This window comes from Stenotrophomonas sp. (genome assembly GCF_032099025.1).
Lineage (GTDB): Bacteria > Pseudomonadota > Gammaproteobacteria > Xanthomonadales > Xanthomonadaceae > Stenotrophomonas.
The window spans coordinates 13774-28187 of record NZ_DAMCID010000031.1 but is presented as its reverse complement, the minus strand read 5'-3'; the positions used below and the strand labels follow the sequence as shown (position 1 = coordinate 28187).

The window sequence follows — 14414 nt, the reverse complement described above, 5'->3', positions numbered from 1 at the left end:
GCAGCGCTGCGCAACCCAGTGACAGGGCGACAGGTGCGGAAACGGTTCCAAGGGTGCAGGCGGGGCGTGCAACTGATTCGGTAATGATAGGCATTATCATTTGAGAGGGCAAGCAGGATTGATGGCTTCACTGCGATACTGGCGTCATGAACGAAGCAGAGCGTTGCCTGGAGGACGGCGTGGTGCTGCCCGATCGCGCCGGATGCGATCCCGCGGTGCTGGCCGGCGATGAAGCCTGGTGGGGTCAGGTACGGGCGCTGTACGACCTGACCGACGACGTGGTCATGCTCGACAACGGCTACTGGGGCGCCATGGCCGATCCGGTCCTGCGGGCCTACCAGCAGGCGACCGTGACGGTGAACCGGGGCAACGCGTGGTTCGGGCGGCGCACGTTCCCGGCGCTGCTCGAACAGGCCCACGCGCACCTCGCGCAGGTGCTGGGCGTGGCGGTCGACGAGATCGTCCTGACCCGCGGCGCGACCGAGGCGATGCAGCTGCTGATCGGCGGCTATCGGCGGCTCGCCCCGGGCGATGGCGTGCTGTATGCCGACATCGACTACGACAGCATGATCGGCGCGATGCAGTGGTTGCAGCAGCGCCGCGGCGTTGACGTGCAGCGCATCGCCTTGCCCGAGCCCTTCGACCACGATGGCATCGTGGATGCGTACCGCCAGGCCCTGGCGAGGTACCCGCGCACCCGGCTGCTGCTGCTCACCCAGGTCAACCACCGCAACGGCATGCTGCTGCCGGTGGCCGAGATCTGCGCGCTGGCGCGTGCGGCGGGCGTGGACGTGGTCCTCGATGCGGCGCACGGCCTTGGCCAGGTGGAGACGCCACTGCGCGAGCTGGGCGCGGACTTCGTCGGCATCAACCTGCACAAGTGGTTCGGCGCGCCGGTCGGCCTGGGCGCCATGTACGTGCGTCGGGGGCGCGTGCGCGACCTGGACCCGTACATGGGCGAGCCGGATGAGGACGATATCCGCACGCGACTGCATACCGGGACAGTGAACTTCGCCGCCTGCATGGCGCTGCCGGTGGCGCTTGCGCTGCACCAGCGCATCGGCGTGGCCGCCAAGCGCGCGCGCCTGCTGCGCCTGCGCAACCAGTGGCTGGACGCAGTGCGCGACGATGCACGGGTGCAGGTGCTGGCCAGTGCGGACCCGCAGCTCTCCAGCGCCATCGCCGCCTTCCGGCTGCGTGGGCAGCTGGGCATGGACGCCAACATGGCCACCGCCGAACGCATGCTCCAGCAGTCGGGCGTGTTCGTGGTGGCGCGCGAAGGCCTGGCCTCCGGGGCCTGCCTGCGCGTCACCCCGGGCATCTTCAGCACGCCTGCGCAGATGGACGCGCTGGTGCAGGCGGTACGCGCGGTGGCGGGGTAGCGCCGCAGGCGATTGCCGGCGGCGCAGGTGTTCAGCGGTTCGCGCAGGCCTTGGTGATGTCGTTGTTGATGCGTTCCGGTACCGGGCGGCCGAACACCTGGCTGATCTCGCGCCGCGCGCGCAGCTCTTCGCACTGCTCCGGATCGGCCGCACCGTCGATCACCGAGCCGCGCACCGGCGGCTGGCCACGGCCGGCATCGGCCTGCATGCGGCGGCGCGCCTGGTACAGGTCGCGCTGGGCACGCGTGCGCTCTTCCCAGGTGAGGTTCGGGTCCTTGGTGATGGGCCGGGTCACCCCCGTATCCTGCTCCGGCGGGCACGGCACCGTCTGGTAGATGGTCTGGCCGCCGGCCAGGCATTTGTACACGCGCCCGGCATGGGCATTGCCGGCCAGCGCACACAACGCCAGCATGATGATCGTCCTTCGCATGGATCCCCCCAGCGGGCCACTCCAGCCCTGAATGCGCGGCAGAATACGCGAACCACGTCGCAAAAACACCCGGTCAAACTGTCAACCACCGCGATGGGTCACGAGCGTTGCTGGTGACGCGGCGTCACCAATGCATCCACACCGTCAACGCATGCAGCAGCAGGCCGATCAACCCGCCCACCAGGGTGCCGTTGAAGCGGATGAACTGCAGGTCGCGGCCGACGCTCAGCTCCAGCTGTTCCACCAGGTGGCGCTCGTCCCAGCCCTTCACGGTCTGCGCGATATGCGTGGTCACGCCGTCGCGCAGGCGGCTGGTCAGACGCTCCGCGCCGTCCATCAGGTGCTGGTTGAGCGCCTCGCGCAGCGACGGGTCGTCCTGCAGCGCCTGGCCGATCTTGGCCAGGCTGCGGTGCAGGTAGCCGGCCAGCGCCGAGTCCGGGCTGGACAGATCGGCGCGCAGGCTGGCGTGGATGCGCGCCCACAGCCCCTGCACGTAGTCCTGCACCGCCGGGTGGTCGATCACCTGCTGTTTGAGCTGGTCGACCTTCCCGGCCAGCGCCGGGTCGCTGCGCAGGCGCTGGATGTACTCGCCCAGCCAGGTTTCGTAGTCACGCCGCAGCGGGTGTTCCGGCTGGGCCAGGATCTGCTGCAGCTCGGCCAGTACCGCATGGGCCATGCGTTCGGCCAGGCTGTCGCCGATCTCGTCGATCGGCTTGACCCAGTTCACCGTGCTGGCCAGCTTGGGCCATTCGCGCTGGATGTAACGCACGATCAGTTCGGAGGCGCGCTGCTTGACCGCCTCGTTGTCCAGCCACTGGCTGATCCGGGTCAGTCCTTCATCGAGCACGCGCTGGTGGCGGTTGTCGGCGGTGAGCAGCCCCAGCAGCTCGCCGGCGGTGGCGGCGGCATTCCACTGGCGCAGCTGTTCCACCACGAATGCCTGGATGCTGCGCCGGACCGCCGCCTCGTCGAGGAAGTCCAGGGCCTGCAGCGCCCAGCCGCGCGCCATGTCGGCGAGCATCTGCGACCGTGCCGGATCGGCCAGCCAGCTGCCCAGCCGGCTGGCCGGGTCGAACACCTGCAACCGCGCCAGCAACGCCTGCGGTTCCAGGAACTGGTCGCGCACGAACACCGCCAGGCTGTCGGCGATGCGGTCCTTGCTGTGCGGGATGATCGCGGTGTGCGGAATCGGCAGGCCCAGGGGACGGCGGAACAGCGCCACCACCGCGAACCAGTCTGCCAATGCACCGACCGCGGCGGCCTCGCAGAATGCCGACACCCACGCCCAGATGCCACGCTCGCCGTACAGGTGGCTGACGACGAAGCCGGCCAGCATGGCGAGCAGCATCGCCAGGGCGATGGCCTTGAGGCGGCGCAGCTGGGCGCGGCGTGGGTCTGCAGGTGGCGATGCATTCATGCCGCAAGTCTACCCAGCACCAAATGACGACGTAGTGCCGGCCGCTGGCCGGCTCTGCAATAGCGCCAAAGTAGTGCCGGCCGCTGGCCGGCTCTGCAGGGATGCCAAATGACGAGTAGTGCCGGCCGCTGGCCGGCTCTGCAAGGATGCCAAATGACGAGTAGTGCCGGCCGCTGGCCGGCTCTGCAAGGATGCCGGGATCGCCAGGAGCCGGCCAGCGGCCGGCACTACGGGATGCCGGGATCGCCAGGAGCCGGCCAGCGGCCGGCAGTACGGGATCCCGGGGTTGCTTGGAGCCGGCCAGCGGCCGGCAGTACGGGATGCCGGGGTTGCTTGGAGCCGGCCAGCGGCCGGCAGTACGGATGTCGGGATCGTCTGGAGCCGGCCAGCGGCCGGCTCTACAGGGGCTGTTCCGCCGATCCGTTCGCGCGCAGCGCGGCCAGCTGTCTGCGCAGGGCGTCGTTTTCCAGGGTCAGCGCGATCACCCGCTGGCGCAGCTCGGCCGGGCCTTCGCCCAGCGCGTTCAGCGCATCGGCGATCTCGACTTCGCGACTGGCTTCGATCTCCAGTTCGCCATCGGGGCTGTGCAGCACGTCCTGCACCGGCTTGCGCGGCTTGCGCTTGGCCTCGCGGACGCGCTTGGCGGCCTGCTTCAGCTCGTCCTTGCCGGCCACGGCGGCCGCGCGCTGTTCGTCTTCCGGCAATGCCGCCACCGCGGCGGCCGCGCTGATCGAAATCACGCCGCTCCTGACCGCCTCCACCAGCTCGGGCGCGGCCTGGGTGTGGATGCGTTCGATCATCGTCACCTGGCTGCTGCTCAGCCGCGCCTCGCGCGCCATGTCGGCGCGGCTGACCTTCGGTGCCGGCGCCCACGGCGGGCTGTCTTCATCGCCTTCCGGGGTGGCATCGGCGATCTCGCCGTCGCTTTCCTGCTGCAGCCTGGCCTGGTCGGCGCGGTGGCGCTCGGCCAGGATGTCGCGCTTGCGCAGCGCCAGCACGCCGCGCTGGAAGTCCGACACGCTGCGCCGGCCCAGGTGTTGTTCGATCATCCACAGGTGCACGTCGTCCATCGACTGGAAGCGTGTGTTCTGCACGGTCTGGAAGGGCAGGTCGTGCTTCTGGCAGATGCCGTAGCGGTTGTGCCCGTCCACCAGCACGTCGTTCCACAGCACCAGCGCGTCGCGGCAGCCCTCGGCCAGGATGCTGCGCTCCAGCGCGTCATGTTCGTCGGCGGTGAGCGGATCGATGTAAGCCTTGAGTTCTTCTTTGACGACGATGTCCATGCAATCCGAGGCGAGCGGGTAATGACCGCCCATTGTACCCGTCGCGTCGGGGCGACTCTGCCCGGCACCGCTCAGCCCGTTGCGCGGATCATCTCGCCCAGCACGTCCACGATCCGGTCGATCTGGTCCCTGTCGATGATCAGCGGCGGCGACAGGGCGATCACATCGCCCGTGCAGCGCACCAGCAGCTCGCCGTCGCGGAAGCAGCGCTCGAACACCTCGTAGCCGCGGCTGCCGGGCGCGTCCTTGCGCGGGGCCAGTTCGACCGCGCCGATCAACCCGAAGGTGCGGATGTCCACCACGTTCGGCAGCCCGCGCAGGCTGTGCAGCCGTGCCTGCCAGTACTCGCCCAGCTCGATGGCGCGGTCGAACAGGCCTTCGGCGGCGTAGGTATCCAGCGCCGCCAGTGCGGCCGCACAGGCCAGCGGGTGGCCCGAATAGGTGTAACCGTGGAACAGCTCGATGGCGCCGGGCGGCCCCTGCATGTAGGCGGCGTGGATCGCGTCGGAGACCATCACCGCGCCCATCGGCACCGCGCCGTTGGTCAGGCCCTTGGCCAGGGTCAGCAGGTCGGGCGTGACCCCGAAGCGCTGTGCGGCGAACGCGTTGCCGACCCGGCCGAAACCGGTGATCACCTCGTCGAACACCAGCAGGATGCCGTGCTGGTCGCAGATCTCGCGCAGGCGCTGCAGGTAGCCCGGCGCCGGCAGGATCACCCCGGCCGACCCGGCGATGGGTTCGACGAAGACCGCCGCGATGGTGGAGGCATCGTGCAGCGCGATCAGGCGTTCCAGGTCCTCGGCCAGCTCGGCGCCGTGGCGGGGCAGGCCGGGGCTGAACGCATTGCGTGACAGGTCCAGCGTGTGGCGCAGGAAATCACTGCCGGCCAGCAACGGTCCGAAGCCCTTGCGGTTGTTGGGCAGCCCGCCGATCGACAGACCGCCGAAGCCGACACCGTGGTAGGCCTTCTCACGACCGATGAAGCGGGTGCGCTGACCCTCGCCACGCAGCCGGTGGTAGCCCAGCACGATCTTCATCGCCGTATCCACCGCCTCCGAACCGGAATTGGTGAAGAACGCATGGTTCAGCGGCCCGGGCGCCAGCGCGGCCAGCCGCTGCGCCAGCACGAACGGCAGCGGCGAGCCCATCTGGAAGGGCGGCGCGAAATCCAGCGTGGCGGCCTGCGCCTGGATGGCCTGCACGATGCGCGGCCGCGCATGACCGGCATTGCAGCACCACAGGCCGGCGGCCCCGTCGAGGATGGGGCGGTCGTCAACGTCGTGGTAGTACATGCCCTCCGCCCGCACCAGCAGGCGCGGCGCCGCCTTGAACTGGCGGTTGGCGGTGAACGGCATCCAGTACGCATCCAGTGCCGCCGGCACCTGTTGGGACAGCGACGACGGCGAGAGTTCGGTGCGCGGCATGGTGTTGATCCCGTTGGCCTGGATGAGCTCGACTCTACTGTGGGATGCGTTGCCTTGCCGTGCAACGCCGGGTCCGGCCAACGGCCGGGTCTGCCGCGGATTGCGCTCTGTATGGCCAGGGCCACCCAACGTTGCGTGTGCAACCATCGTGCCGTGCGGTGGTGCGCCCGTGGCAGAATCGGGCAGCTGCTCCTTCTGCCTGTGAACGATGTCGACTCCTGCCGCTGCACCCGCCGCCAACGCTCCACGCCGCATCCTGCTGGCCAGCCTGATCGGCACCACCATCGAGTTCTTCGACTTCTACATCTACGCCACGGCGGCGGTGCTGGTGTTTCCGCACCTGTTCTTTCCCGACAGCAGCGACGGCGCGGCCTTGCTGCAATCGCTGGCGACCTTCGCGGTGGCCTTCATCGCGCGTCCGGTCGGGTCGGCGGTGTTCGGCCACTACGGCGACCGGATCGGGCGCAAGGCCACGCTGGTGGCGGCGCTGCTGACCATGGGCGTGTCCACGGTGGCGATCGGCCTGCTGCCCACGCACGCCAGCATCGGCCTGGTGGCGCCGGCGCTGCTGGCGCTGTGCCGGTTCGGGCAGGGCCTGGGGCTGGGCGGCGAATGGGGCGGAGCGGTGCTGCTGGCGACGGAAAACGCGCCGCCCGGCAAGCGTGCCTGGTACGGCATGTTCCCGCAGCTGGGTGCACCCCTGGGGTTCCTGTTGTCGGCCGGCATCTTCCTGCTGCTCGGGCGCGCGATGAGCGATGCCGATTTCCTGCAGTGGGGCTGGCGCGTGCCGTTCCTGGCCAGCTCGCTGCTGGTGGCGGTGGGCCTGTGGGTGCGCCTGAACATCCATGAGACCCCGCAGTTCCGCGCCGCGCTGGCGCGCAACGAGCGGGTGCGGCTGCCCATGTGGACCGTGATCCGCCATCACTCCCGCAGCCTGGTGCTGGGCACGCTCGGTGCCTTCGCCACGTTCGTGCTGTTCTACCTGATGACCGTGTTCACCCTGGGCTACGGCACCACCGTGCTGCACTACACCCGTGAGCAGTTCCTGCTGATGCAGATGGTCGGCATCCTGTTCTTCGCCGCCGGCATTCCGCTGTCGGCGCGTTACGGCGACCGCTGGGGAACCCGGCGCACGATGATCGTGGCCAGCGGCCTGATCCTCGGTTTCGGCGTGGTGTTCGCCCCGCTGTTCCAGGCGGGCAGCCCGTGGATGGTGCTGGGCTTCCTGTCCTTGGGGCTGTTCCTCATGGGCTTGACGTACGGGCCCTGCGGCACCTTCCTGGCCGAGATCTACCCGGTGCAGGTGCGCTACACCGGCGCCTCGCTGTCGTTCAACCTGGCCGGCATCCTCGGTGCCGCACCGGCCCCGTACGTGGCGACGTGGCTGGCCGAGCGCTTCGGGCTGGTCGCAGTGGGCTACTACTTGTGCCTGACTGCCGTAGTGACCATCCTGGCATTGCTGGCGATGGGTCGGCCGGTCCGGGTCAGCGGAAGAACCGCTTGAGCGTACGGCCCAGCCAGCCACCCTGCTGGTGGTCGCGCGCGAACTGGTTGAGGTGCTGCTTGACCGACTCGGCGTAGGCCTTGTCGTCGCCACGGATGTGGTTGAACAGCCAGCGCGAGAGCATCGTGCGCAGCTCGTCGGTCACGTCTTCGCCGGCCTGGAAGCGCAGCCGGTACTCGGCCACCCGCTTGACGAAAATCTCGTGCACGCGCTTGTGCGCGGCGCAGAACGGATAGCCGGCTTCCTCCATCAGCTCTTCTTCGAAGGCGAAGTGCGACATGGTGTAGTCCACCAGTTCGTCGATCACCTCGGCCACCGCCACCTTGTGCAGGCTGGTCTGCGCCACGTGCAGGTGGTTGAGCATCTCGACGATCCGCATGTGCTGGTGGTCAATGACGTCGATGCCGATGTTCAGGTCGTCCTGCCAGACCAGAAGTGCCATGTCGTGTTTCCTGCGCTGTTCAACAGGAAACGACTCTAGGCAGGGCGGGGCGGCCCTGCGTTGATCTGGATCAAGGCGCCAGCGCGGGTTCCCGGGCGGCGGTGGCCACCCGCGTGCTGCATACCCGGTTGCGGCCCGCGGCCTTGGCCAGGTACAGCTGGCGGTCGGCCTCGGAAATCAGCCGGTGCAGCGAGTCGTGCTGCGGACGCAGGCAGCACAGGCCGATGCTCACCGTCATGCGCAGCGTGGTGTGGCCCAGGTCCACTTCAAGCGCGGCGATGCGCTGGCGCAGGATCTCGAAGTAGCCCACCGCCTCGTCTTCTTCCAGCCCCGGCACCAGCAGGCAGAACTCTTCGCCACCGAAGCGTGCGATCAGGTCCTGGTCGCGCGCATGGTCGGCCACTGCAGCGGCCACCGCGCGCAGCGCGTCGTCACCGGCTTCATGCCCGTGGGTGTCATTGATGTGCTTGAAGTGGTCGATGTCGATCATCGCCACGGCGACCTGCTCGCCCTCCAGCTGCAGCTTGGGCAGTTGGCGCTGGCTGTGTTCCAGGAAGAAGCGGCGGTTGGGCAGGCCGGTGAGGAAGTCACGCGTGGCCAGGTCCTGCAGCGTGCCGATCAGCTCCAGCTGGTCCACGTTCTGCGAGACGCGGCAGAAGAACTCCTCGCGCGAGAACGGCTTGCGCAGGAAGTCATTGGCGCCGTTCTTGAGGAAGCGCGGAATCAGCGACGGGTCGGTGTTGCCGGAAATGCCGATCACCGCCACCTTGTCGCGCGAGCGCAGGGTCCGCAGCCGGCGGGTGAATTCCACGCCCTCCATGCCGGGCATTTCCTGGTCGACCACCGCCAGCCGGATCGCCGGGTGTGCCTCGATCGCCTTCAGTCCCTCGGCGCCGTCGGCGGCTTCGTAGACGTCATGCCCGTACATGCGCAGCAGCGAGGCGGCGTACATCCGCGCGGACATCGAATCATCCACCACCAGCGCCGCGATACGGCGGTTGCGGTCCAGTCGCTGCACCAGCCACACCAGGTAGTCGATGCTGCCAGGCGTGTTCTTCAGTACGTAGTCGATGATCTGCTGCTGCAGCACGCGCTTGCGCAGGTCTTCGTCATACACCCCGCTGACCACGACGGTACGCAGCCCGCGCGACAGGAAATATTCCACCACCTTGTCGCGGTCGCCGTCGGCCAGCACCAGCCCGGTCAGCACCAGGAACCAGCCTTCCTCCTCATCCAGCAGGCGCCCGGCCTCGGCCAGGGAGGTGGCCACGGACACCGGCAGCTCAAGCCGCTGTTCGATGGCTTCCTTGAGCATGCTGGTGAACGTGCGCGAGTTCTCCACCAGCAGGATCCGCTGGGGGAGGGAGTCAGCGGGTTCGCTGTCGAAGGCGCCCTGAAACAGTGCCGGCATGTCGCGTACGCTCGATTTCCGAGAGGGTCGGAAGGAATATCGGCGTCTTCACACGCGACTTTAGGGTCAATGCGCGGATCTGTGATCCGCGACCCCCGTCCGAGGCGCACCACGAGTCGATCGACCCATATCCAAATGGGCCCTCAACAACGCGTAATGACACGCCATGCGTGTCAACCGCGCGCAGCGCGGCACAAGCCGCCGAAGCCGGGCGCCATCTGCACCCGGCCCATGCAGCCGGCGTTGACCGCGGGCCGAAGCCGCCTACAAGTTCCTCGACGTGCCCAGCCTGCAGCCTCAGGCGACGAACTGGCGGTCCCAGCGAGCTTCGTACTCGGCGCTGTCCATTGGCCTGGCTGAGACGAGATCCAACCCCCCATTGGGCATCGAAATGACGCGCCCGGCAGAGCTCGTGAAGAAGGATTCGCAGTACTCAAGTGCGCTGCGAGCCTCATCAAGGAGGGGTACTCTCCCCTTCGGCAACGGGAGATCACCCAGTTTGAACATGTCGACGAAGTCAACCAGTTGTTTGCGAACCTCGTCTTTGCTCTCGCATTCAACGAGCTTACCAATGAGTGCGTCCCCAGCGGCAGTGCCAGCCCAATCACTCAAGGAGGTGCCCAGGTTGTTAGGTTGGCTCCCAGCGTATGTCGCATTGCTCAGCAGCTTTGCGCAGACGATGCCAGCGAGTGCCTGCGCACCAATCCTGTCAACCGAGTGGCCATCCGGCTTGATTGGGGCGGAACAGGCGTTACAACGTTCGTCAATCTCCTCAAGCCGACTGCGGATCTGATCAGGCGAAGACAACATTGCTGTGTGCAGGTGCTGACGTGCATCACCAAAACGTCCGCTGATGGCAGATTGTGCGAGGGATTTCGTTGCCTTGCCAAGCGCCACATGGGCATCTGTTGAGGGGGCGAGGGTCATGCGGACCCGCATGGTGTCGATCAGTGCGTGGCCATGTCACTGGGCGTTGGAAGCGGTAAGCGGGCGTACCAAGACTGTAGGCAGGGCTTGGCGGCTGAAGCACAGCGCGTCGACTATCTGGATGCCTTCGAGGCTGTGCTGGAGGCTGGCAAGGCCCGGGGTATTCCCTTGCGGATGGGCCGCTGAGGTGCAAGACGACCTGTTCGCATTAACTGGGCTCACGACGATGCTGAAGTTCTCGTGGTTCGGCGCGCCAGCGTGGTCAAGTCCCTTGCTCGTGACCTTCACGAATCGATCATCTCATTCGTCCTGACTCCAGCCGGTCAATCCGAAGGAAGAATCAATCGCAACCTCAATTGAATGAGAGCTCGGGCACGTACAAGCTTGTTTCCGGTCACTACGATTCCTCTGTGCCCGCAACTCTGGTCCGCAACGCATGGACAACCTCTACAAGGAAGTGACCCCACTACTCACGTTCCTGCTGCCAGGCTTCCTTTCCGCATGGATGTTCTATGGACTTACGTCACATCCCAAGCCAGGACAGTTTGAAAGAACCATTGAAGCATTGGTTTTCACATTTGTCGTACAAGGCCTTATCGAACTGATCCAGCTGTTGCTGGAAGTCGTTGGAAGAACCTTTGCGATCGGAGCGTGGACGGCCACCAGCCAGGTGCTGTGGTCGGTGATTGTCGCAATACTGTTGGGATCGACCGTAGCGGCAGCGGTGAACAAGGACGTGTTCCACACTTGGCTGCGAAGGAAGGGATTAACGTCGCGCAGTTCGCATCCCAGCGAATGGTTCTGCGTTCTGGCGTCCCATTCTTCGGACGTCATTCTTCATCTCAAGGATGGCAGGCGGCTGACAGGTTGGCCCAAGGAATGGCCTGTCGATCCATGCATGGGGCAGTTCTATCTTCAGGACCCGGCGTGGATACTCGAGGACGGCCCCCCGCTCGTCCTTGCTGCCCTCGATGGCATAATCATTCGCGCAGAGGATGTTCGATGGGTCGAACTGTTACCCGCTAAAGGAGGCGACGATGGCATTTCTCCGTAAAGGCTCAAATCCGCCACTTCCGGCTGGCCGGCGCCCTGATCCTGCGACCCCGGGTGCGCCACCGCGCATCAAACGCCCTCAGCTCCCCCCCAATCCGCCGCCTGCACCCAAGCGGCCGTAGTGCCACGCCCTGCGTGGCAACCTCGGCTCACCCCACCACATCCCGCAACTTGTACCAGGACATCGCCGCCACCAGCAGCGGCATGCGCAGCAGCTTCCCGCCGGGGAAGCGCCCATGCGGAATGCGTTCGAACACATCCAGCCGTTCGTTCTGTCCGGCAATGGCCTCGGCGATGATCGCGCCGGCCAGCCCGGTAGCCGCCACGCCATGGCCCGAGAATCCCTGCGCGAAGTACACGTTCGGGGTGAGCCGGCCCCAGTGCGGGGCGCGGTTGCGGGTGATGTCCACGTAACCGCCCCAGACCTGGTCCATGCGCACGTCGGCCAGCTGCGGGAAGACCTGGTGCATGCGCCGCGTCATCACCCCGCGCAGCCCGGGGGGCGGCAACGCGGAGTAGCTGGCGCGCCCGCCGAACAGCAGCCGGTGGTCGGCGCTGAGCTTGAAGTAGTCCAGCGCCCAGCTCACATCGGCCACCGCCATGTCGTTGCGGATCAGCGAGCGTGCGCGCGCGGCGCCCAGCACCTCGCTGGCGCCGATGTAGGTGCCCACCGGCATGATCCGGCTCTCCAGCTCCGGCGCGATGCCCTGCAGCCAGGCGTTGCCGGCGATTACCACCTGCCCGGCGCTGACCGTCCCCTGTGCGGTGCGCAGCTGCGGCCGGGTGCCGCGGACCAGTTCAACCACCGGGCTTGCTTCATGGATGACCACGCCCAGGCCCTCGGCGGCCCGCGCCAGGCCCTGCGCATACGCGAGCGGGTGCAGGTGGCCACTGGCCGCATCGAACATCGCGCCTCGATAGCGCGGGCTGTCCAACTGCGTGCGCAGCGCGACCTGGTCCCACCACTGCAGCGGGTAGTCGTAGCGTTCGGCGAGCGTCAGCAGCCCTTGGCGCAGTGTTTTTTCCTGGCGCAGGCTGATCGGCACGCTGGCATGGCCGTCGCGCCAATCGCAGTCGATGGCGTAGTGCTGCAGGCGGTGACGCAGCAGGGCCATGCCGTCGCGCGAGAAGTCGAACAGCCGTCGTGCATCGGCATGGCCGACCAGCCGTTCCAGCGTATCCACCTCGCAGCCGTAACCGACAATGGCTTGCCCCCCGTTGCGCCCGGATGCGCCCCAACCGACGCGGTGCGCCTCCAGGATCGTCACCCGGTAGCCACGCTCGGCCAGCGACAGCGCCGCCGAGAGGCCGGTATAGCCCGCCCCCAGCACGCACACGTCGGTGGCATGGTCGCCGCGCAGCGGGGTACGCAGTGGGGACGCCGGTACGCTGTCGGCATACCAGCTCGGTGCGTGTGCCTGGCCGGGGAGGTTCATGGTCGGCACGTAGCAGCAGGGGAGCGAACGGCAGTCATGGGTACAGCATGCCAGCAACCGGCGCCCGACAGGCGTGACGGCAGCGCACGGTTGCGCGGTGTCAGCGGGCAGGCGTAACGTGCAGCCAGGCCATTCGGGCACGACGCAGGTGCGTTGCACCCGGTTCAATCACGGCATTTTCCACGCCTTCGGCGATGCTTGTCGCCGTTGCTCACGCACAGCAGACCGCTCATGACCACCCGAACGCGTTCGCGCAAATCCCCTTCTCCGTCGCGCAAGACGGCCGCACCGTCGCGCAAGGCACCCTCGCGCAAGGCCGCGGCCAAGCCCGTGGCCGAGGAGAGCGCCCTGCTGCGCTGGCTCAAGGAGCGCCACATCACCGAGGTGGAATGCCTGGTGCCGGACATCACCGGCAACGCCCGCGGCAAGATCATTCCTGCTGACAAGTTCTCGCACGACTACGGCACACGCCTGCCCGAAGGCATTTTCGCCACCACCGTCACCGGCGAATTCCCGGACGACTATTACGAACTGACCTCGCCGTCGGACTCGGACATGATCCTGCGCCCCGATCCGGACACCGTGCGCATGGTGCCCTGGGCCACCGACCCCACCGCGCAGGTGATCCACGACTGCTATACCAAGCACGGCGAGCCGCATGAGCTGGCGCCGCGCAACGTGCTGCGCCGGGTGCTGGACGCCTACGCCGAGCTGGGCCTGCGCCCGGTGGTGGCCCCGGAGCTGGAATTCTTCCTGGTCCAGAAAAACACCGACCCGGACTTCCCGCTGCTGCCGCCCGCCGGCCGCTCCGGCCGCCCGGAGACCGCGCGGCAGTCCTATTCGATCGATGCGGTGAACGAGTTCGACCCCATTCTCGATCTCATGTACGACTACTGCGATGCGATGAAGCTGGACGTGGACACGCTGATCCACGAGTCCGGCGCGGCGCAGCTGGAGGTCAACTTCACCCACGCCAACGCGATGGACCTGGCCGACCAGGTGTTCCTGTTCAAGCGCACCATGCGCGAGTCGGCCATGCGCCACGGGGTCTATGCGACGTTCCTGGCCAAGCCGATGGAGACCGAACCGGGCAGTGCCATGCACATCCACCAGAGCCTGGTGCGGATCAGCGACGGCCACAACGTGTTCAGCGGCGACAACGGCGGCGAGGACTTCAGCCCGCTGTTCGGCCATTACCTGGCCGGCCTGCAGAAATACGTCCCGGCGGCGATGGCGTTCTTCGCCCCCAACGTGAACTCCTACCGTCGCCTGGTATTTGGCGAGGTGTCGCCGAGCAACGTGCACTGGGGCTTCGACAACCGCACCTGTGGGTTGCGCGTGCCGATGGACACCCCGGAAAACATGCGCGTGGAGAGCCGCTTCGCCGGCTCCGACGCCAATCCGTACCTGGCCATGGCGGCCACGCTCGCGGCGGGCCTGCTGGGCATCCGTGAGCAGGGCTCGCCCACCGCGCCGATCGCCGGCAGCGCCAAGGAGCTGGGCTACGACCTGCCGCGCTCGCTGGGCGAGGCGCTGGACGGGCTGGAACGCTGCCCGGAACTGCGCGAGATGCTGGGCGAACGCTTCTGCCGTGCCTACGTGTCGGTCAAGCGCAAGGAATACGAGACCTTCTTCAGGGTGATCAGCTCCTGGGAGCGCGAGTTCCTGCTGCTGAACGTCTGACCGGGGCAGGGCTGGGCAGGGC

12 protein-coding genes are annotated in these 14414 nt (G+C 67.2%); 4 read left to right on the top strand and 8 right to left on the bottom strand.

What is annotated here, in order from left to right; all coding sequences use genetic code 11:
• The first annotated feature begins 146 nt into the window (after positions 1 to 146).
• Positions 147 to 1382, top strand: a complete 1236-nt coding sequence (locus tag RT456_RS17025) for an aminotransferase class V-fold PLP-dependent enzyme (RefSeq protein ID WP_313348310.1) — start codon at positions 147 to 149, stop codon at positions 1380 to 1382.
• A 31-nt stretch (positions 1383 to 1413) separates the two neighbouring features.
• On the opposite strand, the gene RT456_RS17020 is transcribed toward RT456_RS17025, so the two are convergent.
• The 4 genes from RT456_RS17020 to RT456_RS17005 form a co-directional block, all read right to left on the bottom strand.
• Positions 1414 to 1812, bottom strand: a complete 399-nt coding sequence (locus RT456_RS17020; protein ID WP_313348309.1) for a DUF4124 domain-containing protein — start codon at positions 1810 to 1812, stop codon at positions 1414 to 1416.
• 124 nt (positions 1813 to 1936) lie between these two features.
• A complete protein-coding gene (locus RT456_RS17015) occupies positions 1937 to 3229 on the bottom strand; it encodes a DUF445 family protein (RefSeq protein ID WP_313348307.1) in 1293 nt (430 codons plus the stop codon).
• A 398-nt stretch (positions 3230 to 3627) separates the two neighbouring features.
• Positions 3628 to 4512 (bottom strand): plasmid replication/partition related protein, encoded by an 885-nt coding sequence (locus RT456_RS17010; protein WP_313348305.1) that lies wholly within the window; start codon positions 4510 to 4512, stop codon positions 3628 to 3630.
• A 71-nt stretch (positions 4513 to 4583) separates the two neighbouring features.
• Entirely contained in the window at positions 4584 to 5936 is a 1353-nt protein-coding gene (locus tag RT456_RS17005) for an aspartate aminotransferase family protein (RefSeq protein WP_313348304.1), read from the bottom strand.
• Positions 5937 to 6144: 208 nt separating this feature from the next.
• On the opposite strand from RT456_RS17005, the gene RT456_RS17000 reads away from it, so the two are divergent.
• Positions 6145 to 7440 carry an MFS transporter gene (locus RT456_RS17000; RefSeq protein WP_313348302.1) on the top strand — a complete coding sequence of 432 codons (1296 nt, stop codon included), beginning with the start codon at positions 6145 to 6147 and terminating at the stop codon, positions 7438 to 7440.
• On the opposite strand, the gene RT456_RS16995 is transcribed toward RT456_RS17000, so the two are convergent.
• The 3 genes from RT456_RS16995 to RT456_RS16985 all read right to left on the bottom strand — a co-directional run bounded on the left by RT456_RS16995 (position 7421) and on the right by RT456_RS16985 (position 10220).
• The gene (locus tag RT456_RS16995) at positions 7421 to 7882 is read right to left on the bottom strand and encodes a bacteriohemerythrin (protein ID WP_313348300.1); all 462 of its coding nucleotides are present in this window, start codon (positions 7880 to 7882) and stop codon (positions 7421 to 7423) included. The genes RT456_RS17000 and RT456_RS16995 overlap by 20 nt on opposite strands.
• 70 nt (positions 7883 to 7952) lie before the next feature.
• Entirely contained in the window at positions 7953 to 9293 is a 1341-nt protein-coding gene (locus RT456_RS16990; protein ID WP_313348298.1) for a diguanylate cyclase, read from the bottom strand.
• A gap of 297 nt (positions 9294 to 9590) precedes the next feature.
• Positions 9591 to 10220 (bottom strand): hypothetical protein, encoded by a 630-nt coding sequence (locus RT456_RS16985; RefSeq protein WP_313348296.1) that lies wholly within the window; start codon positions 10218 to 10220, stop codon positions 9591 to 9593.
• A 436-nt stretch (positions 10221 to 10656) separates the two neighbouring features.
• On the opposite strand from RT456_RS16985, the gene RT456_RS16980 reads away from it, so the two are divergent.
• Complete coding sequence (locus RT456_RS16980; protein ID WP_313348295.1) at positions 10657 to 11274, top strand: DUF6338 family protein; 618 nt, start codon at positions 10657 to 10659, stop codon at positions 11272 to 11274.
• A gap of 148 nt (positions 11275 to 11422) precedes the next feature.
• On the opposite strand, the gene RT456_RS16975 is transcribed toward RT456_RS16980, so the two are convergent.
• On the bottom strand, positions 11423 to 12709 hold the full coding sequence (locus tag RT456_RS16975; protein ID WP_313348294.1) for an FAD-binding oxidoreductase: 1287 nt from the start codon (positions 12707 to 12709) through the stop codon (positions 11423 to 11425).
• Positions 12710 to 12940: 231 nt separating this feature from the next.
• On the opposite strand from RT456_RS16975, the gene RT456_RS16970 reads away from it, so the two are divergent.
• A complete protein-coding gene (locus tag RT456_RS16970) occupies positions 12941 to 14392 on the top strand; it encodes a glutamine synthetase family protein (RefSeq protein ID WP_313348292.1) in 1452 nt (483 codons plus the stop codon).
• The last annotated feature ends 22 nt before the right edge of the window (positions 14393 to 14414 follow it).